The sequence below is a fragment of the Vreelandella sp. L-25 genome, from assembly GCF_056857535.1.
This window is the reverse complement of record NZ_JBSXNH010000091.1, coordinates 64,657-87,992: the sequence shown is the minus strand read 5'-3', so window position 1 is coordinate 87,992 and position 23,336 is coordinate 64,657. Positions and strand designations below refer to the sequence as shown.

The 23,336-nt window shown below is 57.9% G+C and carries 18 protein-coding genes and 1 riboswitch; of the genes, 12 read left to right on the top strand and 6 right to left on the bottom strand.

The genetic code is table 11. The annotated features are described in order from the left end of the window. The first annotated feature begins 34 nt into the window (after positions 1–34). The 4 genes from AC13CN_RS16545 to AC13CN_RS16530 all read left to right on the top strand — a co-directional run bounded on the left by AC13CN_RS16545 (position 35) and on the right by AC13CN_RS16530 (position 3,719). Entirely contained in the window at positions 35–742 is a 708-nt protein-coding gene (locus AC13CN_RS16545) for a DUF3581 family protein (protein WP_054645262.1), read from the top strand. A gap of 148 nt (positions 743–890) precedes the next feature. After that, positions 891–1,877: a TRAP transporter substrate-binding protein gene (locus AC13CN_RS16540; protein WP_253556948.1), complete on the top strand. Its 987-nt coding sequence runs from the start codon at positions 891–893 to the stop codon at positions 1,875–1,877. 43 nt (positions 1,878–1,920) lie between these two features. Then, positions 1,921–2,457, top strand: coding sequence for a TRAP transporter small permease (locus tag AC13CN_RS16535; protein ID WP_054645263.1), 537 nt, complete (start codon positions 1,921–1,923; stop codon positions 2,455–2,457). After that, positions 2,454–3,719, top strand: a complete 1,266-nt coding sequence (locus AC13CN_RS16530) for a TRAP transporter large permease (protein ID WP_253556947.1) — start codon at positions 2,454–2,456, stop codon at positions 3,717–3,719. The genes AC13CN_RS16535 and AC13CN_RS16530 overlap by 4 nt, the downstream gene beginning before the upstream one ends. 24 nt (positions 3,720–3,743) lie before the next feature. On the opposite strand, the gene AC13CN_RS16525 is transcribed toward AC13CN_RS16530, so the two are convergent. The 3 genes from AC13CN_RS16525 to AC13CN_RS16515 form a co-directional block, all read right to left on the bottom strand. Beyond that, a complete protein-coding gene (locus AC13CN_RS16525; RefSeq protein ID WP_253502818.1) occupies positions 3,744–4,622 on the bottom strand; it encodes a transglutaminase family protein in 879 nt (292 codons plus the stop codon). Next, entirely contained in the window at positions 4,619–7,021 is a 2,403-nt protein-coding gene (locus AC13CN_RS16520; RefSeq protein ID WP_253556946.1) for a circularly permuted type 2 ATP-grasp protein, read from the bottom strand. The genes AC13CN_RS16525 and AC13CN_RS16520 overlap by 4 nt, the downstream gene beginning before the upstream one ends. Positions 7,022–7,094: 73 nt before the next feature. Continuing rightward, positions 7,095–10,448 carry a transglutaminase family protein gene (locus AC13CN_RS16515; protein WP_253556945.1) on the bottom strand — a complete coding sequence of 1,118 codons (3,354 nt, stop codon included), beginning with the start codon at positions 10,446–10,448 and terminating at the stop codon, positions 7,095–7,097. 429 nt (positions 10,449–10,877) lie between these two features. On the opposite strand from AC13CN_RS16515, the gene AC13CN_RS16510 reads away from it, so the two are divergent. Both AC13CN_RS16510 and AC13CN_RS16505 read left to right on the top strand, forming a co-directional pair. After that, positions 10,878–12,362: a circularly permuted type 2 ATP-grasp protein gene (locus AC13CN_RS16510; RefSeq protein WP_253556943.1), complete on the top strand. Its 1,485-nt coding sequence runs from the start codon at positions 10,878–10,880 to the stop codon at positions 12,360–12,362. Between the two features lie 4 nt (positions 12,363–12,366). After that, entirely contained in the window at positions 12,367–13,365 is a 999-nt protein-coding gene (locus AC13CN_RS16505) for an alpha-E domain-containing protein (RefSeq protein ID WP_253556942.1), read from the top strand. Here AC13CN_RS16505 and AC13CN_RS16500 read toward each other — a convergent pair whose 3' ends face one another. Then, entirely contained in the window at positions 13,366–14,427 is a 1,062-nt protein-coding gene (locus tag AC13CN_RS16500; protein WP_253556941.1) for a zinc-binding metallopeptidase family protein, read from the bottom strand. It abuts the gene before it with no gap. Positions 14,428–14,701: 274 nt separating this feature from the next. Between AC13CN_RS16500 and AC13CN_RS16495 the strand changes: the two genes are divergently transcribed. Continuing rightward, complete coding sequence (locus AC13CN_RS16495; RefSeq protein ID WP_062360159.1) at positions 14,702–16,198, top strand: CoA-acylating methylmalonate-semialdehyde dehydrogenase; 1,497 nt, start codon at positions 14,702–14,704, stop codon at positions 16,196–16,198. Positions 16,199–16,262: 64 nt separating this feature from the next. On the opposite strand, the gene AC13CN_RS16490 is transcribed toward AC13CN_RS16495, so the two are convergent. Continuing rightward, complete coding sequence (locus AC13CN_RS16490; RefSeq protein WP_062360161.1) at positions 16,263–16,952, bottom strand: hypothetical protein; 690 nt, start codon at positions 16,950–16,952, stop codon at positions 16,263–16,265. A gap of 174 nt (positions 16,953–17,126) precedes the next feature. Between AC13CN_RS16490 and AC13CN_RS16485 the strand changes: the two genes are divergently transcribed. From AC13CN_RS16485 to corA, 4 genes are all read left to right on the top strand, one after another. Further along, positions 17,127–17,396 carry a carboxymuconolactone decarboxylase family protein gene (locus tag AC13CN_RS16485; RefSeq protein ID WP_054645264.1) on the top strand — a complete coding sequence of 90 codons (270 nt, stop codon included), beginning with the start codon at positions 17,127–17,129 and terminating at the stop codon, positions 17,394–17,396. A gap of 44 nt (positions 17,397–17,440) precedes the next feature. Continuing rightward, positions 17,441–17,544, top strand: a riboswitch (TPP riboswitch). Next, the gene (locus AC13CN_RS16480) at positions 17,534–18,913 is read left to right on the top strand and encodes a sodium:solute symporter family transporter (RefSeq protein ID WP_062360162.1); all 1,380 of its coding nucleotides are present in this window, start codon (positions 17,534–17,536) and stop codon (positions 18,911–18,913) included. Its footprint overlaps the riboswitch before it by 11 nt. A 75-nt stretch (positions 18,914–18,988) precedes the next feature. Then, positions 18,989–20,419: a sensor domain-containing diguanylate cyclase gene (locus tag AC13CN_RS16475; protein ID WP_089675143.1), complete on the top strand. Its 1,431-nt coding sequence runs from the start codon at positions 18,989–18,991 to the stop codon at positions 20,417–20,419. 17 nt (positions 20,420–20,436) lie between these two features. Next, positions 20,437–21,405, top strand: coding sequence for a magnesium/cobalt transporter CorA (gene corA / locus AC13CN_RS16470; RefSeq protein ID WP_062360163.1), 969 nt, complete (start codon positions 20,437–20,439; stop codon positions 21,403–21,405). On the opposite strand, the gene AC13CN_RS16465 is transcribed toward corA, so the two are convergent. Further along, positions 21,402–22,580, bottom strand: coding sequence for an MFS transporter (locus tag AC13CN_RS16465; RefSeq protein ID WP_062360165.1), 1,179 nt, complete (start codon positions 22,578–22,580; stop codon positions 21,402–21,404). The genes corA and AC13CN_RS16465 overlap by 4 nt on opposite strands. Before the next feature lie 164 nt (positions 22,581–22,744). Between AC13CN_RS16465 and AC13CN_RS16460 the strand changes: the two genes are divergently transcribed. Next, positions 22,745–23,323 (top strand): NnrU family protein, encoded by a 579-nt coding sequence (locus tag AC13CN_RS16460; RefSeq protein ID WP_253556940.1) that lies wholly within the window; start codon positions 22,745–22,747, stop codon positions 23,321–23,323. Positions 23,324–23,336: the final 13 nt, after the last annotated feature.

The window sequence follows — 23,336 nt, the reverse complement described above, 5'->3', positions numbered from 1 at the left end:
TTTTCGATTTCAACGCTAGGCAGGCAGCAAAGCCATGTTCAAGGATTTTTACGCGCAGCGCGGAGAGTATGTGGTGATCTCCGCGGAGCAGGCCAGCCGCTTCGCTAAAAGCGTGGCCGGCGACTACAACCCGATTCACAACCCGGATGCGCGGCGTTTCTGCGTGCCCGGCGACCTGCTATTTACGCTGGTGCTGGTGAAGTTCGGGCTGTCGCGACAAATGGAATTTCGCTTCACCAATATGGTGGGGGCCGATACACCCATCAAGTTCAGTGAAACCGAGAACGGGGATATCCACGTCTGTGACGACAGCGGTAAATGCTATTTACAGGTTGTCCGCAGCGGCGAGATGACCCGTGATGAGGCGGTGGTCGAAGGCTTTGCCCGCTGCTACGTCGCCTTCTCGGGTAAGAATTTTCCCCACTATCTCAAGCCGCTGATGGAGCAGCATGGGGTGATGTTTAACCCTAAACGCCCGCTGGTGATCTACGATAGCATGGGCTTTTGCCTGGAGCGTTTAGACGGCTTCTCACCTAATCTGGCGCTGAATCAATCCTCCTTGGATGTCCAGGGTAAACGCGCTGATGCGCTGCTGGAGTTTTCCATTGAGTCAGCCGGTGAAGCGGTGGGTGTAGGCTCTAAGAAGCTCGTCGTCAGCGGGCTATGCGACTACGATGCTACCGAAATGGCGGCCATTGTCGACGAATTTTACCGCTTGAAAGCCGCCTACGAAGCCGCCTAGGGCAGTGGATGTCTACCCGTCATTGCGACGCTGCGTTAGCGCAATGGCGGGTGCCATTAACGCAACCGCTCAGGTATTCTCAAAGCCGACTAATTAAAAAAACACCCAAAGCGCCGCACGGCGCTCTGGCTGGACAACGAGGCTTTGCATGAACCGAATGAAAACGCTGACGCTTGCCTGCGCCGCAGCCGCCTTGGCCGTTTCTTCCATGAGCGCCCAGGCGCGTGACTTCCGTTTAGGGCTGATTACACCCGCCCAGCATCTGTGGTCCACCGAAGCCGAAGCGTTCGCGCAAACACTCAACGAGCGCTCAGGCGGCGAGCATAGCGTAAGCGTTTTTCCTGCCCAGCAGTTAGGTAACGAAGCGCAAATGGTGCAGCAGCTGCAAACCGGCGCGCTGGACATGGCCTTTCTAACCATTGCCGAAATCTCCAATCGCATTCCTGATTTTGGCGCGCTCTACGCCCCGTATCTGGTGGACGACGTCAACCACGCGGCGCGCCTGTTGCGTTCCGATGCGGCCGGTGAACTACTCGACTTGATGCCGGAAGGCGTGGGCTTTGTTGGGATAGGTTATGGCATGGTGGGTATGCGCCAAGTATTGAGCCGTAGCCCCATTGAAAGCGCTGAAGATTTGCAGGGCCAGCGGCTGCGTATTACGCCCTTCGAGCCGATCCGCGACTTCTACACCGCCACCGGCGCTGCCCCTGCACCCATGCCTTTGTTGGAAGTGTATGATGCCCTCGCTAATGGGCAGGTTGATGCCATTGATATGGATTTCGACTCGATTCTGATTTTGAAATTCTACGAGCAGGCGAACAATCTGCTGATCTCCAACCATATGATGTTCCCGATGGTAGGGGTGGTGTCTGGTCGGGTATGGCGCGAGCTCTCTGAAGAAGACCGTGAGCTGATTGATACCGCCATGTCCGAACACCTGGAGAACGTATTGACGGGGTTTGAGGAGATGGACGCCGCTCAGGAAGAGGAAATTCGCGGGTTGGACATCAATATCGTCGAAGCCGATGCCGAGTTCTTCTCCGAGGCGATTGCCGAGTGGGAAAGTATTTGGGCACCGAAAGCCCCTATGTTGGAAACCCTGCGCGCCGAGGCTGACCGCCTGCGCGACGAGTAATCCTTAACGTCAAACAAGCCGTTGATAAAGGCCTTTAATCATCATGTTGCAACGCCTTTCCAAAGGGCTTGCCCGTTGTGAAGAGATCACCGCCGCTGCCTTGGCAGCGGCGGTGACGTGTTTAATCCTCACAAATATTGCCTTCCGCGCGCTGGGCAGCCCGCTGTACTGGGTCAGTGAATTGGCGATTTACGCCATGATCTGGATGACGTTCTTGATTGCTGGGGCGGTGTTGAAACGCCGCCAGGGCATCGCGGTGACACTGGTGAGCGACCTGCTGCCGCCAACGGGTAGAAAGCTGGTCGGCGTGGCGGTGGATGCCATGGTGTTGCTGTTTGCCCTGCTGCTGGTCTGGCTTTGCTGGGGCTGGTACCAGCCGCTGACGCTGGTCCAAACCGGCTTCGATACCCAGGCGTTTCAGGGGCAAACGTTTAATTTTATCTATGCGGAAAACACCTCCACCCTGGGCATTAAAAAGTTCTGGGCGTGGCTGATTGTGCCTTGGTTTGCGCTCTCGCTGAGCCTGCACGGCGTGGCGAACCTGACGCAATCGCTAATGGCATTAAGGGGGCGGGTATGACGGTCGCGGTGTTCTTGCTGCTGCTACTGGGAGCGGTGCCTATTGCGCTAGTGCTGGCGCTTACGGCGATGTGGTATATCCAGGCCTCTGGCAATACGGTGCTGTTTGATTCCTACCCGCAGCAGCTGTTTAGCGCTATTGAAAGCTACGGCCTGCTGGCGATTCCGCTATTTATGCTGGCCGGGGAGCTGATGAACGAAGGCGGGCTGACCAAGCGCTTGATTGCTCTGGCCCGCATTCTGGTGGGTGGCTTTCGCGGTGGATTGGCTTATATCAACCTAGTCGCCAATATGATGATGGCGGCGATTATTGGCTCGGCGGCCTCGCAAATCGCCATTATGTCCCGCGCCATGGTGCCTGCGATGGAGGAGGAGGGGTACGACACGCCTTACAGTGCGGCGATTACCGCCGCTGGCGGGCTGCTGTCGCCGATTATTCCGCCCTCTATGCTGTTTGTACTGTTTGGGGTAATGGCTCAGGTGCCCATTGCGGAGATGTTTATCGCTGGGCTACTGCCGGGGCTGTTGCTGGGCGCGAGCTTTTTCGTGGTTATCGCCCTGGTGGGGCTGGTGCAGCAATACCCGAAAGGGGAGTGGCCAAGCCGGCAACAGGCGCTGCACGATGCGCTATGGGGCATGCCTGCGCTGCTGATTCCAGTGATTATCATTGGCGGTATTTTGCTGGGTATTGCGACGCCCACAGAGTCGGCGGCGCTGGCCTCGCTGGCGGCGCTATTGATGGGCCGCTTTGTGTACGGCGACCTGCGTTTGACGCAGCTCCCCCAGGTACTTACCCGCACGGCGATCAATGCCGGGCTGGTAATTATGCTGATTGCGGCGGCAGGAGTGTTTGGCTGGGTAGTGATCTACGAGCAGCTGCCGCAAATGGCCGCTGAGTGGATTGCCGCACTGACCAGCAGCCCGTTTCTGTTTCTGCTGCTGGTGATTGGGGCCCTGCTGCTGGTTGGCATGGTAATTGACGGCATTGCCGCGCTGATTCTGGTGGTGCCTATTTTAATGCCCATCGCTCAAAGCCAGTTTGCGATTAGCCCCTACCAGTTTGGCGTGGTGGTCTGCCTGACGCTAGTGATGGGGTTACTCACCCCGCCAGTGGGCGCGGGGCTGTTTATCGCTTCCTCCATGACCGGTGCGCCGCCGCTAAAAATCTTCCGAGCGCTGCTGCCCTTTTTATTGGCGACCCTCGTCACGCTGGTGCTGCTGGCGTGGTTGCCCTGGCTAACCGATGGGTTGGTTCGGCGTTAGAAGCCTAGCGGGCAACAGCGTGGCCTAGGCCGCGCTGTTGTCTGTCAGCGGCATGACATCTACTTCCACTTCTAGCTGGTGTTCGCCGCCTCCATTCATTACGCCTTTGAGCGGTGCTACGTCGGCGTAATCTCGGCCCCAGGCCAGCACCGGGTGCTGTTCACCGGCCACTGTGCCGTTGGTCGGGTCTAGCGCTAGCCAGCCCCACTCTGGAATCCAAGTGGCGAGCCATGCGTGGGACGCATCCGCCCCTATCAACCGTGGCTGTCCGGGCGGTGGCTGAGTTTCTAGGTAGCCGCTCACATAGCGCGCCGCTAATCCCACCGAGCGCAGGGAGCCAATTGCAAGGTGGGCAAAGTCTTGGCAGACACCACGGCGATTGGCCAGCACTTCGCTGAGCGGTGTGGCCAGCGTGGTAAAGCTAGGGTCGTACTCAAAGGTGTCGTAAATCAGTTGATTAAGCGCCAGCGCGGCATCAACCAGCGGGCGGCCGGGCGTGAAACAGCTGTGGGCGAACTCAGCCAACTCGTCGTTGCGACGAATAAATGGTGAGTCGAGCCGGTAGAGCTGCATATCGAAGCGGCTATCGTGACGCAGCTGTTCCGCGACACTTTCCCAAGCGGGGGAGCTGCTAGGTAGCGGCCCCAGCGGATGGGTATTGAGGGGGGTGACCACGGTCACATCCAGGGTCTGGTGCACCTCTTCCATGGCAAAATAGAGCACCCGATTGCCGAAAACATCTCGGCGCTCTGCCTGCACCTGGGGCATCGGACTAATGGTGAGCGTTGATGCGCCGCACTGCTGGTGCTGTGTCCTGCGTGGCAGCACCCTGGCCTCGCTATGACATAGCGTCACCGGGGCGCTGTAGTGGTAGCGCGTAGTGTGTCGCAGGGTGTAGTTCATTCGTCGGGCTCCATGCTGACAAGTTGGCGCGGCCGCTCCACGTGACTAAAGTGGCTGTGGCTAATGGCATTCGAAAGCGCGTTTAGCGGGGTAATCAGTTCATCCAGTAGCTGCTCCAGCGCTGCTTGGGCATCGGGGGTGTCGGCTAAATGGCTCAAGCGTTCAATGTCGGCGAGGTGCAGCGCGGCATTGGCTTGAATGAGCAAGCGGCGTTCGGCATTGCGGTAGGGCGATGAGCTGCCGGGCAGCCTGTCCATTTGCCGCTCAAGGCGCTTGAGCATATAGCCCACCGAGCGTGGGTTGGTCTCATCGAATAGCAGTAGATCCAAAATCGCTTCTGGGTGCAGCTCGCTGCGGTAGCGCCGCCGGTAAGCGGTAAAGTTATCTGTGGTGGCGAGCACTACTTCCCACAACGCCAGCCCCGGCGAGTGGGGGGCTTTCAATGTGAGCTTGAGCAGCGAAAGCAGCCCTATTACTCGATCCAGGAAGCGCCCGATATCCATAAACCGCCAGCCGTAGTGATGGGGCATGGTTTCGTTGCATAGCCCAAAAAAAGCGGCAATTTGCGCCGATAACCCTTCACAGGCGCGCCGCGCGGCGCTGGCGCCCAGGCTGGGGCTGAACGTATCCACCCGCTGGCGTAGCTGATGCACCACCCGCCAGGAGTCGTCGCCCAGGTGGTCGCGTACGCTCCGAGCGTTGCGCAGCAAATGAGCAAACACGGGCTTGAGGGCCTGGGGGTCTCGCTCGTCGAACTGGGCCAGCAGCGCCGTGCGTTTTTGGGCAAAACCCACCAGCGGGGGGTTGGCGCCGTCGGCGTTCAAGGTGGTGATTTCCAGCGCCAGCAGCAGTTCGTCCAGTAACTGGTCGGCAATTTCGTCCTGGTCGTACTCCATCAGGCGCATCAAGGCTTCACGCAGCAAGCGGGCACGGGCATCCAGCCGCTCGCCGTAGCGACCCAGCCAGAACAGGCTTTCCGCCACTCGGCTGGGCAGGTCGGTGCCATCGCGGGTAGCCACCACGGGGCCGCGTGCCTGACGCAGTTGGCTGACGTGGGGCTGTGGCGTATTGGCGGTCACCCAGACGTCCTTGACGATGGGACTGCTGAGCGACGGTGAGCCGGGGGGGCCCACCCAGGCAAGCCCTCCCGGCATGACGTGATAGTCGCTGGGCTGTTGGCTTTGGGTCGCCACGCTGCCCGGGGCTCTGGAAACGAAACAGCGCAGGTTCAGGGTGGTGGGCGACAGCCGCTGCATGTGCGGGTCGAACATGGGGGCCGTGGCGGGCTGTGTCCGGGCATCGGCGCTGGGCAACAACAGCGCCTCCCCCAGCAGGTGCTGGCACAGTGCTGGCAAGTAGTCGGCCAGTTCCGGCAGCTCCAGAGCGCCTACGCCCAGCGCATTCGACATCGCCACGCCGCTGGCGCGGGCGGCTTGCAAAAGCCCTGGTACGCCCAGGTGCGAATCACCGCGCAGTTCCAACGGGTCGCAGTAGGCATCGTCGCAGTGGCGCAGCACCACGTCCACCGGTTGCAGGCCGCCCAGGGTACGTAACCAGAGCTTGCTGTCGCGCACGACCATGTCCTGGCCTTCTGCCAGGTCGATGTTCAGGTAGTTGGCCAGGTAGGCATGCTCGAAATAGCGCGGGCTGCCCGGCCCTGGGGTCAACAGCACCACGGTCGGGTTGTCGCGGTGCTGGTAGGCCAGTGCGGTCAGCGTGCGGTGGTATTTGTCCAGGAAACCCGCCAGACGCTTCAGCGGCGCGTTGCGGTACATTTCAGGCAGCGCGCGGGCCATGAGGATGCGGTTTTCCAGCGTGAAGCCGGTGCCGGAAGGAGCCTGCAAGCGGTCGCCTATGACGCGCCACTGCCCCTCTGAATCCTGGATGACATCGATGCCGTGAAAGCTGATCGCAGGGCGGTCGCTGGGCTGAGAGCCATGGCAGGGCAGCAGGAAGTGGGGCGAGGCCAGCAGCGCCTGGGTGGGCAGCAGGCCCGCATCGAATAGCGTGCGAGGTCCGTACAGGTCGTCATACAGCGCATTGAACAGCCGCGTGCGTTGGGTCAGGCCGATTTCCAGCGCTTGCCACTGCGCCTGGTCGATGACCCAGGGAAGCGGGTCCAGCCGCCAGGCGCGCCCTTGGGTGTCATCGTGCATATTGAAGATGACACCGTTCTCGGCCAGCAGCCGCTGAAGCTCTTCATGCTGCTGATAGCGACCCTCGGCGCCCAGGCTTTCCAGAGCGCTGAGCAGGCTCTGCCAGCCCGGGCGCAGTTGGCCATGACGGTCGAGCATCGCATCAAACGTGCCGGGCTGTCCCTTGCCTAGCTGATTCAAGTAGTCCTCGATGAGCCCGGCAGCGCCGAGCTCAAGCAGTGAGGGAGAGACAGGGGCGGTCATGATCCTGAGAGTCCTGAGCGAGTAAGGGACGGATTATCCTGCAGCTAGCACCGATAGGAAAGCATTACACTCCTCATCGGCGCGGGCTCCAGCGTAGGTCAAGGGTACACGGCAGTTCCTGGCTGGGTGTTTCTGGCATGGGCGCCTGGTAGCCATGACCGTGGCCGCTGTCGCTGAAGCGGCCCAGGCGTCTGGCTTCGGCTTCGAAGGCATTGACCGGGAACGTCTCGAAGCTGCGCCCCGTGGGATGCACGACATGGTAGGTGCAGCCCGCCACCGAACGCTGGTTCCAGGTGTCGATCACATCGAATACCAGCGGGGCATGCACGGGAATCTGGGGGTGCAGGGCCGATGGCGGTTGCCAGGCGCGGTAGCGCACACCTGCGACGGCTTCGCCGTTGCGCCCGGTGGGAGTGAGCGGCACCTGGCGGCCATTGCAGGTCACCACGTAGCGGTCGCCGCTCATGCCGTTGACCTTCACTTCCAGGCGTTCCACCGAGGAGTCCACATAGCGGGCGGTGCCCCCTGCCGTGGCCTCTTCGCCCAGCACGTGCCAGGGCTCGATGGCCTGGCGCAGCTCGATGGAGAGCATCGGGGTGTGTAAGCGGCCATGCACCGGGAAGCGGAACTCTCGAAACGGCGCAAACCACTCCAGCTCGAAATCGAACCCATGGTGGCGCAGGTCGTGCAGCACATCGTTCAGGTCTTCCCACAGGTAGTGCGGCAGCATCCAGCGGTCCTGCAAGGCACTGCCCCAGCGTACCGGGCGCGCACGGTAGGGCGTCTTCCAGCAGCGCGCCACCAGAGCGCGGATGAGCAGCGTCTGCATCAGGCCCATGCGGGCGTGGGGGGGCATTTCAAAGCCGCGCAGCTCCAGTAGCCCTAAACGGCCGCTGTCGCTGTCCGGTGAGTAGAGCTTGTCGATACAGAACTCGGCGCGGTGGGTGTTGCCGGTCAGGTCGGTGAGCAGGTGACGCAGCAGTCGGTCCACCAGCCAGGGCTGAACGACCTCGCCTTCGGGCATCTGTTGCAGGGCGATTTCCAGCTCGTAGAGCGCCTCGTGGCGGGCTTCATCCACTCGCGGGGCCTGGCTGGTCGGGCCAATGAACAGCCCGGAAAACAGATACGACAGGCTCGGGTGGTGCTGCCAGTAGGTCACCAGGCTGGCCAGCAGGTCCGGCCGACGCAGAAAAGGTGAATCCTCCGGTGTCATGCCGCCCAGCGTGACATGGTTGCCGCCGCCGGTGCCGGTATGGCGGCCATCGACCATGAATTTTTCGGTGCCCAGCCGCGCCTGGCGGGCTTCGTCGTAGAGCCGTTCGGTCTGGGCGACCAGCGCTGGCCAGCTGTCGGCCGGCATGATGTTGACCTCGATGACACCGGGGTCCGGGGTGATCTGGAAGCTGGACAAGCGTGGGTCACGGGGCGGCGCGTAGCCTTCGATCATGACCGGGCAAGCCAGCGCCTGGGCGGTTTCCTCGATGCTGCTCAACAGGTCGAGGTAGTGCTCCAGGTGAGTCAGCGGCGGCAGGAAGATATGCAGGCGGCCCTCGCGAGGCTCGACGCACAGGCTGGTATGGATCACCTTGTGTTCGCGGTCGTCGGCGGCGCTTGGCTGCTGCTGAACGGCTTCGCCTTCCGGGTGGCTATGGCTGGGATGCAGGCTCTGGCCATGGCGCTCGGCGCTGGTGAAGTGATGCTGTTCGGCATTGCGGCGCGCCACTTCCCCGTGAATGTCGCCCAGCGCAGGTCGCGGTGCAAACAGCGACTGGGGCTGCGGCTGGTCTTCCGGGTCGGCCCAGGGCAGTGCCGACAGCGGCAGACGCAGGCCCATGGGTGAGTCGCCCGGCACAAGGAAGAGATGGTCGCGCTTGAGCGGCCAGTGGCCGCTCTCCCAGCGATGAGACTGGGCAATCGAGTGGCGCAGCGGGAGCGCATAGCCCACCACGGCGCCCAGGTCCTGCTCCAGCAGGCGTGCCAGGCGACGGCGTTCGGCATCGTCTTTCAGGTCGGCGTTACGCGGGTCGACGCTGACCGGCAGGGTCTGCTCTTTCCAGAGGTAGTAGTAGGCATCTTCGTAGGCGGGAATCCAGTGGCGCTGCGCTACGCCCAGACGCTCGCCCAAGGCATGAATGAAGCGCTCTACCATGGCGTCGTCCACCTTGGCGAGGGGCGCGCCTTCGGTGCTGGCCAGCCACTTGGGGTCGCGCCACAGGGGCACACCATCCTTGCGCCAGTAACAGGCCAGCGCCCAGCGGGGCAGCGGCTCGCCGGGGTACCACTTGCCCTGTTGCTGCTGAATGACGCTGCCTGCCGCGTAGGCTTCCTGCAGTCGGGTCAGCAGCGCCTCGGCGCGCTCACGCTTGTGCTCGCCCAGCGCTTCGGTGTTCCACTGGGGGCTCTCCATGTCGTCGATGGAGACGAAGGTCGGCTCGCCCCCCATGGTCAGGCGAACATCCTGCTGCTGGAGGACTTCATCCACCTGGTCGCCCAGCGTCAGAATCGCCTGCCACTGCTGGTCGCTGTAGGGGCGGGTGACGCGCGGGTCTTCATGAATGCGCTCCACGCGCATCTCAACATCGAATTCCACTTCGCACTTGTCGGAGAAACCGGTAATGGCCGCGGCGCTGCCAGTGGTGGGGGTGGCGGCCAGCGGAATATGACCTTCACCAGCGAACAGGCCGGAGGTGGGGTCCAGGCCCACCCAGCCTGCGCCCGGCAGAAATACTTCGGTCCAGGCATGCAGGTCGGTAAAGTCCACCTCGGTACCGCTGGGGCCATCCAGCGCTTTGACGTCCGGGGCCAGCTGAATCAGATAGCCGGATACAAAGCGAGCCGCCAGCCCCAAATGGCGCAGGATCTGTACCAGTAACCAGGCGCTGTCGCGGCAGGAACCACTGGCCAGAGTTAGGGTTTCTTCACAGCTTTGTACGCCGGGCTCCATACGCACCAGGTAGCTGATGTCCTGCTGCAGACGCTGGTTGAGCGCCACCAGAAAATCGACGCTGGTGGTGGGCTCTCGAGGTACTTCCTTAAGCCATGCTTTTAGGCGCGGCCCTGCTTCGGTGACTTCCAGATAGGGGCCTAGCTCCTTGAGAAGCTCATCGGAATAATGGAACGGAATTTTTTGCGCGGCATCGTCGAGAAAAAAGTCGAAAGGGTTGATGACCGTCATGGGGGCCACCAGCTCGACGGCAATGGTGAGTTCCTTGCGTGGCTCTGGAAACACGATACGCGCATTAAAGTTGCCAAAGGGGTCTTGCTGCCAATTCAGAAAGTGGTCATCCCCTGAAATATTCAGCGAGTAGGCATCGATATGCGTGCGGCAGTGGGGGGCAGGGCGCAGGCGGACGACATGGGGTGACAGTTTGACGGGGCGGTCAAATCGATAGGTTGTGCGGTGATGCAAGGCAACGCGAATGGTCATGAGCCACCCTCAAATAAAAGCGTAGATTCTCGCAGCTACGGATGAACTGCGACGCAACAAGACATTTACCCAAGAGTATCGTTGGAGTTGAACTTTTTTGCAGCTGCAATATGCACAGGGGCGTTTAAGAAGTGTGGAAAATTGTGATCGCACCGCTTTTAATTAAATTTTGCACCAAATTGGTGCTTTTTTTCGAGAGTTTTTTGGTCAAGGCACAAGTTTGGTTCAGTGAGGGGGTGGGAAGGTATCGCGGCATTACAAAGAGGCCGCGTTTTATCAAACGTAGATGCCATAGCGTTGAAATATCGGGAAAGGTGGTACGAGTATTGCGTGGTTATATAGCTCAATAAATACGTCGATTGCACGCGGCAGGCCTACACTATTGTTCAAGGAAGTTGCCGCTTCCACCCCAGCGCCAGGAGAGCGCCCATGAGCCAAGTCAATTGGAACAACTATGCGTGCCGTGATTTTTACGATGAGTTGCTAGAAGCGCCAGGTAAACCCAGAGCTTCTGCCGATGAGCTTTGTAATATGCTGGCTCGGTTTAGCGCCGAAGAGTTAGCGGAAAGAAAAACCGCTGCGGAAATCGCCATTCGTACCATGGGGATTACGTTTACCGTGTATTCCGAAGGGGCAATGATCGACCGCGCCTGGCCATTCGATATTGTGCCCCGGATCATACCGGCCCATGAGTGGCGCAAGACGGAAGCCGGTTTAAAACAGCGCGTCCAAGCACTCAATCTCTTTATCGACGATCTTTATCACGATCAGAAAGTGGTCAAGGACAAAGTGCTGCCTGCGGAAGTGCTTGCTCAGTCGGCTAATTTTCGCCCGCAGTGTGTGGGCATTAACCCGCCTCATGGTATCTGGGCGCATATTTGTGGCTCTGATTTGGTACGCGGCGGCGATGGCACACTCTACGTGCTGGAGGATAATCTGCGGATTCCTTCCGGGGTCTCCTACATGCTGGAAAACCGCAACGTCACCAAACGGGTGCTACCTGAGCTGTTTGCGTCGGGCAAAATCCTGCCAGTAGACGACTACGTGGCGCAGCTGTATGACATGCTGGCGGCCATGTCTCCCCGTCCCGGCGATGACCCTCAGGTCGTGGTATTGACCCCTGGTATTTACAACTCGGCCTATTTCGAACACGCCTATCTTGCCCAGCAGATGGGGGTCGAGCTGGTGCAGGGTAGCGACATGCTGGTGGACGACGATGACGTGGTCTACATGCGAACGGTGGAGGGGCTGCGGCGAGTGGATGTCATTTATCGTCGTGTGGATGACGAGTTTCTGGACCCTGAAGCCTTCAATCCGCATTCGATGCTGGGCGTGCCTGGGCTGATGCGCGCCTGGCGGGCGGGCAAGGTGGCGCTGGCCAATGCGCCAGGGGCAGGCGTGGCAGACGACAAGGTGGTATACGCCTTCGTGCCAGAGCTGATCCGCTACTATCTGGACCAGGAGCCGCTGCTGCCCAACGTACCCAGCTACCTGTGCATGTTCGATGAAGACCGCAAGTACGTACTGGATCACCTCGATGAGCTGGTGGTGAAGCCCGCCAATGAGTCCGGCGGGTATGGCATGCTGATCGGGCCTCGCTCCACCAGGGAAACCCGTGACGAGTTTGCCCGCCTGATCAAGGAGAACCCGCGCAACTACATGGCCCAGCCTACGCTGGCGCTCTCCACCACGCCCACCCTGGCTAACGGCTTGCCGCAACCGCGTCATGTGGACCTGCGCCCGTTCATTCTCTCCGGCCCCGAAACCCATGTGACCACGGGTGGTTTGACCCGCGTGGCGCTAGTGGAGGGGTCGCTGGTGGTCAACTCGTCCCAGGGGGGCGGCAGCAAGGATACCTGGATCGTCGAGGTCGATGAGAACGCGGCTGATGCCGCCGAGCAGGAAGGAGTCTAGCGCCATGCTGTCACGCGTAGCTGAAAACCTGTACTGGATGGCGCGTTACATTGAACGGGCCGAAGATACCGCGCGGCTGTTGAGCGTCAATAGTCACCTGATGCTGGATTTACCGCGCCATTTACCGCTGGGCTGGGCACCGCTGATTGAAATGACCGGCACGCTTGAAACCTTTAATGAACGCCATAGCAGCTTTGATGAGCGCAACGTGGTGCACTTTTTGTGTGCCGATGCCCAGAACGGTAGCTCGATTCTTTCAGCGCTGGCGAGTGCCCGGGAAAACCTGCGTACCACCCGCGATGTGGTACCCAGAGAAATCTGGGAAGAGGTCAACCAGCTTTACCTTAACGTGGCCGACCACGCGGAAAGCGGCGTCAGCCCGCGGCGCCGAGATGCATTTTTGAAAAACGTGATTCGCGGTTGCCAAACGTTGACTGGTTTGATTGAGGGCACGCTCAGCCACGGTCCAGCGCGCACCTTTATCAAGTTAGGCCGCCAGTTGGAGCGGGCAGACATGACCACACGTATCGTTGATGTGCGCTCAGCCAGCCTGCTGCCGCAAAACCCTGAAGAGCTATTGCCGTTTGAAAACCTGCAGTGGATGAGCGTGCTGAAATCGTTAACGGCTTATCAGATGTATCGTCAGCAGGTGCGTTTACGAGTACGCGGGCCAGATGTGCTGCGCTTTTTACTGCAAGATCCGCACCTGCCACGCTCCATTGCCTGCAGTCTGGAAACCTTAGGCCAGGAGCTCCAGCTACTGCCGCGTCAGGACCGTGTAGCGGCCACGGTGTCGCTGGTGCGGGCAGATGTGGTAGATGCCGATATCCAAGCGCTGGCGCACTCCCCCAGCAAGCTGCACGCCTTTGTCGATGATCTACAGATTGGCATTGCCGCTATTCACGATACGCTCAGCGCCACCTACTTTGTAAGCGGCGACAGCGTTCCACGGGTGGCCCAACGGCAAAACCAAAACCACGCAGGAGACCACGATAACGACTAATTAAGCGGCTTGAGAGCTGGCGTTCGCGTTCTGAATGAGTTTATGCAGGTACGCCAGTTTCTCTCTGACGGTGGGGGCAATGACCCTCGGTGCTAAATCCAGCAGACCCATATCCCGGTTTAGCTCATTCACCGCCATACCCACCTGATGAAACGCCCGCAGCATGCTGTCCAGCGTGCCGTCATACTCGGCGCGAGAAAGCCCCATGTGTAGTGCAGTATCCAGCACGGCTACCATATCCAGGTAAAACGCGAATGTTTCAGCGAAGTCTTCCCAAGGGTGCATGGAGGCGTAGGCGGAAATAAAGCGTGTCGACCAGTCAGTGGGTGCTCCTTGCTGGTAGTACTGTTCCAGCGCATCACTATAAGTGGGGTTGTTGTGATCGCCAAAGACACGGCAACTGGTGCTCTCATCTTGGCCTTTTACGAGAAGATCCCAGTAGTAGTGGCCAATCTCATGGCGAAAGTGACCGATCAGCGTACGGTGAGATTCATTCATATCCACGCGTAGCCGCTCCCGCTCAACGTCATCGGCTTCTTTGACATTGATAGTGATATGCCCATTAGCATGGCCCGTATACACCTTTTCTTGGCTTGCTGTAGAGCGCCATAGCCCTTGGTCGGGTAGCGCATCGGCCATAAACGAGAAGCTCAGCGGCACACGGATATTTTCCCCTTCGGTACCGTGGGGCAGCTTAAGCAGATCCAAGGTATGGAAGAGCCGCCGTTTGGCCGCTTCCAGCGCCGCCCAGCGCTCGCGGTTACCGGGAGTACTCAGGTCAGGAATCACATCGTTGTAGCGGCAGCAGTCGCAGAGTGAGTCTGCATGGCCTTCAGCCATGACCACCATACGGTTACACACGTTTTCCGCCGAGTAGTTGTGACATTGCATGAGCGCTGTGCCGCAGCCTTCATGGGTACAACGGTAGCCGCCGTTGTCTAGCGGTTCCAGCGCGACAATATTGCTACAAGTAGGGCACCAGCCAACATCAGACTCGCAGGCCAGGCAGTGAGTGTTTTCAAAAAACAGTGGGTTGCCGCAGCGGCAGCTAAATGTCTGCATGGATGCCTCCTGGTGTTAAGCCGCGTAGTTGGATGAAACCGTCTTCTTGTCTGAAGCCCTTGGTGCATCTATAGGAAAGCTATGCTCTCTACTTTGCGGGTATGCCTTAGAAACAGCATAGCGAGGGCGCTGCCGAGAGGGAAAGGCGTATTGCATTTGGCTAAACGTTTTTGTCTTTATCGAGTGGCTAATTGACGTTTACGTTAACTTGCTGATATACCCTGCAGGCTCCCTATTAGAATCCATAACAAACACAACCACGAGGATCAGTGTTATGTCCGTTCGTGAAATACCCATGTATATCGATGGTCAGCCAGTGATGTCGCAAAGCCAGGAGTGGCGCGACGTTGTTAACCCTGCCACCCAAGAGGTAGTGGCTCGCGTTCCATTCTGCACCTCAGAAGAGGTCGAGCGGGCCGTTGCCAGTGCCAAAACGGCGTTTAAAGAGTGGCGCAAGGTGCCGCTGGGTAAACGCATGCGCATTATGCTCAAGCTTCAGGCCCTTATTCGCGAGAATACGGCAGAGCTTGCCGCGTTAATTACCGAAGAGCATGGCAAAACACTGCCCGATGCCGAAGGTGAAGTAGGCCGCGGTCTTGAGGTGGTGGAACATGCTTGCTCCATTACCTCGCTGCAGCTAGGCGAATTAGCCGAAAACGCAGCGAACGAGGTGGATGTTTACACCATGCACCAGCCGTTAGGCGTGGGCGCGGGTATTACGGCATTTAACTTCCCGATTATGCTGCCCTGCTTTATGTTCCCGCTGGCCATTGCCACGGGTAACACCTTTGTATTGAAACCCTCCGAGCAGGACCCGAGCTCTACCATGCGGCTAGTCGAGCTGGCCCATGAAGCGGGCATTCCCGCTGGCGTATTAAACGTGGTGCACGGTGGTCCGGATGTAGCGAATCAAATTGCTGACCACCAGGATATCAAGGCGCTGTCGTTTATCGGCTCGACTCATGTCGGCTCGCTGCTATACAACCGTGCCGCGGCGGCAGGCAAACGGATGCAGGCGATGATGGGGGCCAAAAACCACTGCGTCGTTATGCCTGACGCTAACCGCAGCCAAGCGATTGACAGCCTGTTAGGGTCTGCCTTTGGCGCGGCCGGGCAGCGCTGCATGGCGAACTCGGTAGTGGTGCTGGTGGGGGAAGCCCGGGAGTGGATAAAAGATATCGAAGCCGGTGCCCGTGGCATGAAAGTAGGGCCAGGCTCCCAGCGCGATGCAGACCTGGGGCCTTTGGTATCGCCCCAGGCGAAAGAGCGGGTTGAGCGCTTAATCAGCGCCGGTGAAAAGGAGGGCGCCACACTTCTGGTAGATGGCCGTGGCTATACGGTGGACGGCTACCCGGATGGCAACTTTGTAGGACCGACGCTATTTGCCGATGTAACGGCGGATATGACCATTTATCGGGAAGAGATTTTCGGCCCTGTGCTGTGTGTGGTTAGCGTAGAAACGCTGGATGACGCCATCAATTTTATTAATGCCAACCCCAATGGCAACGGCACGTCGATTTTTACCAACTCTGGCTGGGTGGCTCGCCGGTTTGAAACGGATATCGACGTTGGCCAAATTGGTATCAATGTGCCGATCCCTGTTCCCGTTGCTTACTTCAGCTTTACCGGATCTCGGGCATCCAAGCTGGGTGACTTAGGCCCCAACGGCAAACAGGCGATTGCTTTCTGGACGCAAACTAAGACCGTCACGGCCCGTTGGTTCGAGCCTGAAAACGTCTCTAGTGGGATTAACAGCACCATTTCGTTGTAAAAGATTCGTTGTTATACGTTGGGCGATGCGCCTCTTCCACGCTAGCGGAGGAGGCGCAAGCGCGTTAAAAACGATCAAATAGTGGCAGGCTGTCGTTGAGCAGTTGCTCAATGGGGGCAAGCTGGCTTTCATGGAGCACTAGCAGGTAAGGAGCGTCGTGCTGCTCGCTTATGGGGGCCAGCAGTGCAAACTCACCCTCTTCCATGTGGAATTCATGGATTTCACGGGGGCCATGTGGGGTATTGCACTGAGAGCAACGATAACTGTCATCTTCGCCGTAAACCAGGCGGTGATACATCTTAAATAGCGTATAGAGGGCTAACCCACCATTAAACGCAGGCCAACGTGCAGGCGTTTCGACAATATCGTCTGTCAGCGTTTGGCCTTCTGCCTCGGCATCTGTGATGGCATCGGCAAGAGGGGCAGCTAAAATGGACGTGTTATCGGCAGGCAGCGGCTCATTTTGCCGGGTGGCGGTGGTGAAGCGCTCCACGGCAGTGTGGTAGTCATCTAAGCTATGTAGCGCATAATCGGCGTGCTGCAGGTCAGATGGCTCAAAGCCTCCGTTCTCCCAGCCATGAATGACACGTAGAGTGACTTGCCCGCGCTGCATCGGGCGTGCTAGCAGCGTATGAAGCATAACGCGGATATGTAGCTGACGCTCATCCGTATCGTTTTCGAACGCACGGTAAGGGTCGGCAAAAAGCTCATGCAAACGCCCTGGCGTGTGCTCTTTAGCTTCAGAGTATGTCATGGTGGTTTCCCTGTTAGTACGCCGCTTTGCTGATAACGTACGGCTTTTATGACATGGACTTAATAAGAGTATGGTGAGCGCGAACGCGAAATGAAAGGTGCTTTAGTTAGCTATTTGTTACCAGTTAATTTAATCGCGCTATTTATATCATGAACATAACAAGAAGGTGTCAATATGTCTGCTGCTATTAGCCGTTTTAAACTTCCCGAAACGCTGGATGATGTGCCAAACGATATTCGTGATGCGATGTTAGCTGTGCAGGAAAAAGCGGGGTTCGTGCCTAATGTGTTTCTGATGCTGGCGCATCGCCCTGAGGAGTTTCGCGCTTTTTTTGGTATGTCGAATCGCCTGGTGACCCTAGCGGGCACGCCGCCTAATTCCGAGTTCTATCTCATGGGGCGCGTGCCGAAAAAGCCTGACGAATTGGTTCGCGAAACGCCTTAAGACTTTACTACGGCGCTGCTTTGATTGAGGATGACGCCTTCATTCACTGTCGCCAGGGGAGCCCAAAACGGGCTGAGAATGCGCGTAACGCAGACCCTGGAACCTGATCCGGTTCGTACCGGCGGAGGAAGCGCGACATGCCATACCTAACGTCTGCTGTGTTAGGCGCAGCCCTGTGCTGCTTTGCATTTCTGGGTCTTCGGGCACGCTTTGGCGGCGGCTCGCTGGATGATTATGTCACCGCCCGCAACTCGCAAACTGCGTCCACTCTGGGGCTGTCTTTTTTAGCCTCTGGAATGGGTGCCTGGATTCTGTTTGCTCCACCTGAAATTGGTGCCTTTGTTGGCCCCGTGGCGCTGCTGGGCTATGCCTTTGGCTCGGCGCTTCCGTTTATTGTATTGGGCCTTTATGGGCCAAAAATACGCCAAGCGCTGCCTGAAGGGCGCAGCATCGCGGAGTTTGCTGAGGCGTGCTATGGCAAAAACGTTCGTCGCTTTGTGGCGATGGTATCTGTTGCTTATATGGGCTGCTTTTTAGCCGCTGAGTTAACTGCCATTGGGGCTATTACCGCGCTGCTCTCTGATGTGCCGCCTGCCGTGGTGATCATTGGCGTTGCTCTAACGACGCTGGTGTACACCGTGATGGGCGGCCTTCGCGCCAGCCTTGCGACCGACCGTTGGCAGGCATGGCTGCTGTTGGCCCTACTACTGGCGGTGGCGAGCGTAACGCTTTGGCGGCTACCGAGCATGCCCAGCGACGCCGCTTTACCCTCATTGCCAATCGGTAGCTCGCTCAGCGTGGCATTGACGCTGGTGATTGCTGTGACGGCTGCCAATTTATTCCACCAGGGCTATTGGCAGCGAGTGTGGGCGGCACAAGATGACCAAAGCCTTGGGCGTGGCGCTTGGCTAGGCGGTGGTATGACGATTCTCGTGGTGATGGTAATTGGTGGCGTGGGCATGATGGCCGCCATGAGCGGTGTCAGCTTAGGTGAGCCTCCCATGCCGTTTTTTGCGCTGTTAAGCGATGCGCCGATATGGATCACGCTGCCGTCACTGGTACTTGCCGTTACCCTGGTCACGTCTAGCGTCGACACGTTACAAAACGGGATTGCCTCGCTATGGGCCAGCGGCGACCGCCCAGATGCTTTAACCAAGGCCCGCTGGCTTACTGTCGCGATCATGGTGCCGGTGATTGTGATTGCTCTGCAGGGGCTCTCGGTGCTTCGCCTGTTCCTGATTGCCGATCTGCTGTGTGCCGCCATCGTGGTACCGGTACTGCTTGGCTTATGGCAACGCATGACGCCTATGGCTGCGATAGGCGGCGGGCTTGCTGGGCTAGTGGGCGCTGTGCTGCCGGGTTGGTTGAGCCAAGGCAGTGTTAGTGCGGGAGTGATAGCAGCCACCTTCCCCGGCAGCGTACCAACCCTTGGCCCGTTTGTTGGGGCGCTGCTGCTCTCAACTGCGGTGAGTATGATCATTGCTGGAGCCAACAAGCGCCGCGTCCTTGCCCGTTAATCAAGGCGTTAAGCAGGAAATTTCGTTTCGCGTTATGCTGGCAGGGATCTGACTACTACTGTAGGTGCGATCGCCATGAGCCACCTGTTACCTCCTAACGAAAATGCCCGTTTGGCTGCGCTTAACGAGCTAGCACTGTTGGATACGCCGAACGAGCCTGTTTTTGATCGCATTACGCGCTTGGTAACGGTGCTACTCGGTGTGCCACAGTCAACTATCACTCTGATTGATTCCGATCGGCAGTGGTTTAAGTCGCAAGTTGGTATCAATATCTCCGAAACGCCGCGGGATGTGGCGTTTTGTGCCTACACCGTGCTGGAAGCTTCTCCGTTGGTGGTGAAAGATGCGCTGCAAGATGAGCGTTTTGCCACCAACCCTTTCGTGACTCGACCTGATGGAATACGTTTTTACGCAGGCATTCCGCTTAAAAACTCACAGGGATTGGTGCTGGGTTCGCTGTGTGCGATGGATAGCAAACCGCGGCAGTTGAGCGCTCAGGAGCAGGCCGCGTTGCAAGATTTAGCCGACATTGTGACCGGTGAGATTCACCTGCGCGAACGGCTCATTAAAGAGCAAAAAAATAGTATTGCCACCCAAAAAGCGCTCACTGAGCTTCATCAAAGCCTTGAACAGCAAATCGAGCGGCGTACTCGCGAGCTCAATTTGGTGATTGAGTCTGCCTACGATGCCTATCTGAGCATTGACGCCCAAGAGCGGGTGCTGGACTGGAACCGTGCTGCAGAGAGTATATTTGGCTGGAGTCGCAAAGAAGCTTTAATGCGCCCACTAACGGCGCTTATGTTTCCCCAAGGGCTACCCAATCAAGATGAATCTGCGCCTATTTCTTGTGAGGCGACGCGCCGTGATGGCGTCCGCTTGCCGGTCGAAGTACGCTTGAAAAGCTATGAGATTAATGGTCGGATGCGCCGTAGCCTGTTTATTCACGATATCACTGAGCGCCAGCAGCTAGAGCGGCTTCGGGATCAACAGGCCCGTGAAGATGTACTGACTCGGTTGCCTAATCGCCGTGCGCTTGACGAGCGCTTATCCGAAGCGATGGCGCGGGTGCGCCGTACCCTAAACCCGCTGGCGGTGCTGTTTCTTGATTTAGACGGGTTCAAGCGTGTTAACGACCAGCATGGCCACGCCATGGGTGATGAACTGCTGCGCGACGTTGCCAAGCGCTTGCAGTATGCCGTTCGCGAGACGGACTTTGTTGCCCGTTGGGCAGGAGACGAGTTTGTCGTGCTGCTAGAAGGAGTCACCGCCGAGGCGCTAGAGCCATTGGCCCAGAAACTGATTCGCCTCATTGAAGAGCCGCTTCATGTTGGTAGCTCTACCTTACGGGTTAGTACCAGCATCGGTGTAGCGCTATTTTTGCCAGGGGCGTCTGAAACGGCTCAGGAGTTGTTAAAGCGAGCTGACGTGGCAATGTATATGGCTAAGCGGGCGGGTAAAGCGCGTATAGAGCTAGCGCGCCCGGCAGATATAACGCCCAAGACTTAACGAACCCAGGGAAGAAAATGATTCGTTGCATATTAACCACCCCAGAAGGCGATGTGCGTGAGGGGGATGTACGCCTAATCGACGACTGGAAAACAATGCCCACTGCCCATTTGTGGGTTGATATGAAAGGCGAAAGCGAAGCGCAGGAGCGTGATGTGCTAGAGCGTTTTGACTGCCATCCCTTGGCCATTCAAGATGCCCATAAAGAGCGACACCCGCCGAAAATTGAAGAGTTTGAGAACCATACGCTGATTATTTATCGCGGCATTTCATCATTCGATGCCCAGCTTAATTTTGTGCCCCAGCAGGTCTGTTTCTTTATCGGCGAACGTTTTTTGATAACGCTTCACCCCGGAGAAGCCTTGAGTATTGAGCGGCTGTTAAATGAGCAGGGTAAGGCGTTGCTGGCGCTTTCCCCAGAGCATGTGGCATTAAAAGTGATGTATACCTCAGCAGGATTTTATATTGATAGCCTGCTGGAGTTTGAGATGGAACTTAGTGATCTTGAGGATGAGCTGCTCGAAAACGGCAACGATGTTCTGATGCGTAAAATTACGACTTACCGCTCGCGGCTGGTGAAAATGCGGCGCATCTTTAGCTATCACAAAGGTATTACTCAAGAGCTAACGGCGTATGACTACGCCCACTTACCTAGAGGTGAGAGTGAAACCCTGCACGCGATTACCGATGTAGAGGAGCGCTTTGAGCGCCTCTATACGCTGACACAAATGTACTACGATATTTGCGGTGACTTGGTGGATGGCTATATCTCTATTTCTTCTCACCAGCTAAATATCACGATGCGTGTCTTGACGGTGATTACCGCTATTTTTGTTCCGCTGACGTTCATTGCCGGTATTTACGGAATGAACTTCGAATATATGCCTGAGCTTAGCTATCAATACGGCTACTTCTTTGTATGGGGGGCCATGTTGGGTATTGGCGGTATTTTAATCTGGCTGTTTAAACGCAAAGACTGGTTCTAAAGCCCTTGCCGGGTGGTGAGTTGGTGTAAACGAAATGCCAGCATGCAAAGCCCCAGCGCAATCAAGAGCCACAGAGCGGCCAGTAACATAGGAAAAGCCCGGGCCCCAGCGATATCCAGCAGCGGGCCTGTTAAAGACGGAATAATCAACGCACCGCTACCCGCTGCGGTAAAAATAGCGCCGGTGGTGCGGCCCCGCATCACAATGGCCTGATTGCATAGCGCAAAGAGTGTCGGGAAAAAAGCAGAGGCCGAAAGCCCAAACAGCAGTGCTCCGAGGCTTAGAGGCAGCCAGTTAAAATGCAGGCCGGCCGAGGCACCCAAGCCCAGCGCCAAACAACTGGCTAACACCTGCCAGGGTGAACAAACACGCAGCAGAGGAATGGCCAGCAAACGGCCAGCAGATAGCGCTAGCCAGAATAGAGTGGCCAGCAGTGCCGCCTGCTCGGTAGTCAGCCCTGACAGCGCGCCATACGCCGTCACCCAGCCAGCAAACGTAATTTCAATGCCCACATAAATGGAAAACAGCAGCATAAATAGCCCCAGCAGCAGTGGGTCACGATGTTTGAGCGCTGCCAAAGTGGCTGGGTCAGGGTCTACCGTTGGCATAGTCGGGCTGGCAAAGCGCGAAAGTGGCCACAGCATGGCAGCCACGCTTAATGCAACAATCCAAAACGTGAGATGAAATTGCCCGGTAAGTGAGAGTGCGGCAATCATAATCAGCGGCGTAAGCATGTTGCCGAAGCTAAAGCAGAAGTGTAGCGCGCTCACGTTTGGGCCTGCCGCATCGCGGTGTAGCCATAGCAGTAGCGTATTTCCCCCCGCGTTTAGCGATACTTCCGCAAAGCCCAACAGCATAAACAGCAGCGTTAACAGCACCAGGAGCGGGCTAAGCGGCGCCAAGGCGAGTCCTGCCACCGCCAGTCCCCCCATCATTAACAACACGCGATGGCCGTTAAAGCGGTCCATCAGCAGCCCCGTTACAATAGCGCCGCTCATATTGCCCACCGCTCGGGCGGTGAACAGTACTGCAATCTGGCTCATGGAAGAGCCGCTCGCTGCGGCTAAATGGGGCAGGGCAGGGCCTAGCAGCCCGCCGGTCATGCCAATGGCAATGAACAGCCCAAAATAGGTCCAGGTGAGACGGCGATGGTACGTCGAGGGGAAGTGAAGCATACCGATCCTTGGCGAGGGCAGAGGTACAGTCAGTCGTCTAGCTTGACGGGTTTTGCTCTCCATCACTATTGGCGAAAAGTTGACGCCGCGCCATGTGGTTTGCCAAGGAGTGTGGCATGCTCCCACTCGACCAACGACTTGCAACTCACCGGAGAGTGACCACCATGACCCTCATGATCTTAGGCCTGCTGATCTTTTTAGGCGGGCACTCGGTACGTATTTTTGCGGAATCCTGGCGGCAGCAACAGATTGCCGCGCGGGGCGAGGGCACCTGGAAAATCGCTTACTCCGTGGTGGCCGTCATTGGGCTTGCCATCGCGATTTATGGCTATGGCCAAACGCGCCTCGACCCTATCAATCTATGGTTTCCGCCGATGGGCTTACGCCATGCAGTGGCGCTGCTGATGCTGCCCGCGTTTATTATGTTGGTGGCAGCGTATGTGCCGGGTAACGCGATCAAAGCCAAGCTAGGCCACCCGATGATGCTGGCCGTCAAAATCTGGGCGTTTGCCCACCTGCTAGTGAATGGCCGACTGAGCGATATCCTCTTTTTTGCAGCGTTTCTTGTCTGGGCTATTTTGGCGTTTAAAGCCGCTAAACAGCGTAGCCGTCAGCAGCCCGCTGCACCGCAATCAACTTCGCTGGCGGCTACGCTGGCCACGGTGGCGATTGGCGTAGTGGCGTATGCCCTGTTTGCCTTCTATCTACACCCGGTGATCATCGGTGTGCCGGTCTTCGGCTAGTCCCTTGAACCTC

Excerpts from the sequence above, each read along its gene's own strand:
- AC13CN_RS16545 (WP_054645262.1), top strand. The coding sequence starts at position 35 with ATGTTCAAGGATTTTTACGCGCAGCGCGGAGAGTATGTGGTGATCTCC.
- AC13CN_RS16540 (WP_253556948.1), top strand. The coding sequence starts at position 891 with ATGAACCGAATGAAAACGCTGACGCTTGCCTGCGCCGCAGCCGCCTTG.
- AC13CN_RS16535 (WP_054645263.1), top strand. The coding sequence starts at position 1,921 with ATGTTGCAACGCCTTTCCAAAGGGCTTGCCCGTTGTGAAGAGATCACC.
- AC13CN_RS16530 (WP_253556947.1), top strand. The coding sequence starts at position 2,454 with ATGACGGTCGCGGTGTTCTTGCTGCTGCTACTGGGAGCGGTGCCTATT.
- AC13CN_RS16525 (WP_253502818.1), bottom strand. The coding sequence starts at position 4,622 with ATGAACTACACCCTGCGACACACTACGCGCTACCACTACAGCGCCCCG.
- AC13CN_RS16520 (WP_253556946.1), bottom strand. The coding sequence starts at position 7,021 with ATGACCGCCCCTGTCTCTCCCTCACTGCTTGAGCTCGGCGCTGCCGGG.
- AC13CN_RS16515 (WP_253556945.1), bottom strand. The coding sequence starts at position 10,448 with ATGACCATTCGCGTTGCCTTGCATCACCGCACAACCTATCGATTTGAC.
- AC13CN_RS16510 (WP_253556943.1), top strand. The coding sequence starts at position 10,878 with ATGAGCCAAGTCAATTGGAACAACTATGCGTGCCGTGATTTTTACGAT.
- AC13CN_RS16505 (WP_253556942.1), top strand. The coding sequence starts at position 12,367 with ATGCTGTCACGCGTAGCTGAAAACCTGTACTGGATGGCGCGTTACATT.
- AC13CN_RS16500 (WP_253556941.1), bottom strand. The coding sequence starts at position 14,427 with ATGCAGACATTTAGCTGCCGCTGCGGCAACCCACTGTTTTTTGAAAAC.
- AC13CN_RS16495 (WP_062360159.1), top strand. The coding sequence starts at position 14,702 with ATGTCCGTTCGTGAAATACCCATGTATATCGATGGTCAGCCAGTGATG.
- AC13CN_RS16490 (WP_062360161.1), bottom strand. The coding sequence starts at position 16,952 with ATGACATACTCTGAAGCTAAAGAGCACACGCCAGGGCGTTTGCATGAG.
- AC13CN_RS16485 (WP_054645264.1), top strand. The coding sequence starts at position 17,127 with ATGTCTGCTGCTATTAGCCGTTTTAAACTTCCCGAAACGCTGGATGAT.
- AC13CN_RS16480 (WP_062360162.1), top strand. The coding sequence starts at position 17,534 with ATGCCATACCTAACGTCTGCTGTGTTAGGCGCAGCCCTGTGCTGCTTT.
- AC13CN_RS16475 (WP_089675143.1), top strand. The coding sequence starts at position 18,989 with ATGAGCCACCTGTTACCTCCTAACGAAAATGCCCGTTTGGCTGCGCTT.
- corA (WP_062360163.1), top strand. The coding sequence starts at position 20,437 with ATGATTCGTTGCATATTAACCACCCCAGAAGGCGATGTGCGTGAGGGG.
- AC13CN_RS16465 (WP_062360165.1), bottom strand. The coding sequence starts at position 22,580 with ATGCTTCACTTCCCCTCGACGTACCATCGCCGTCTCACCTGGACCTAT.
- AC13CN_RS16460 (WP_253556940.1), top strand. The coding sequence starts at position 22,745 with ATGACCCTCATGATCTTAGGCCTGCTGATCTTTTTAGGCGGGCACTCG.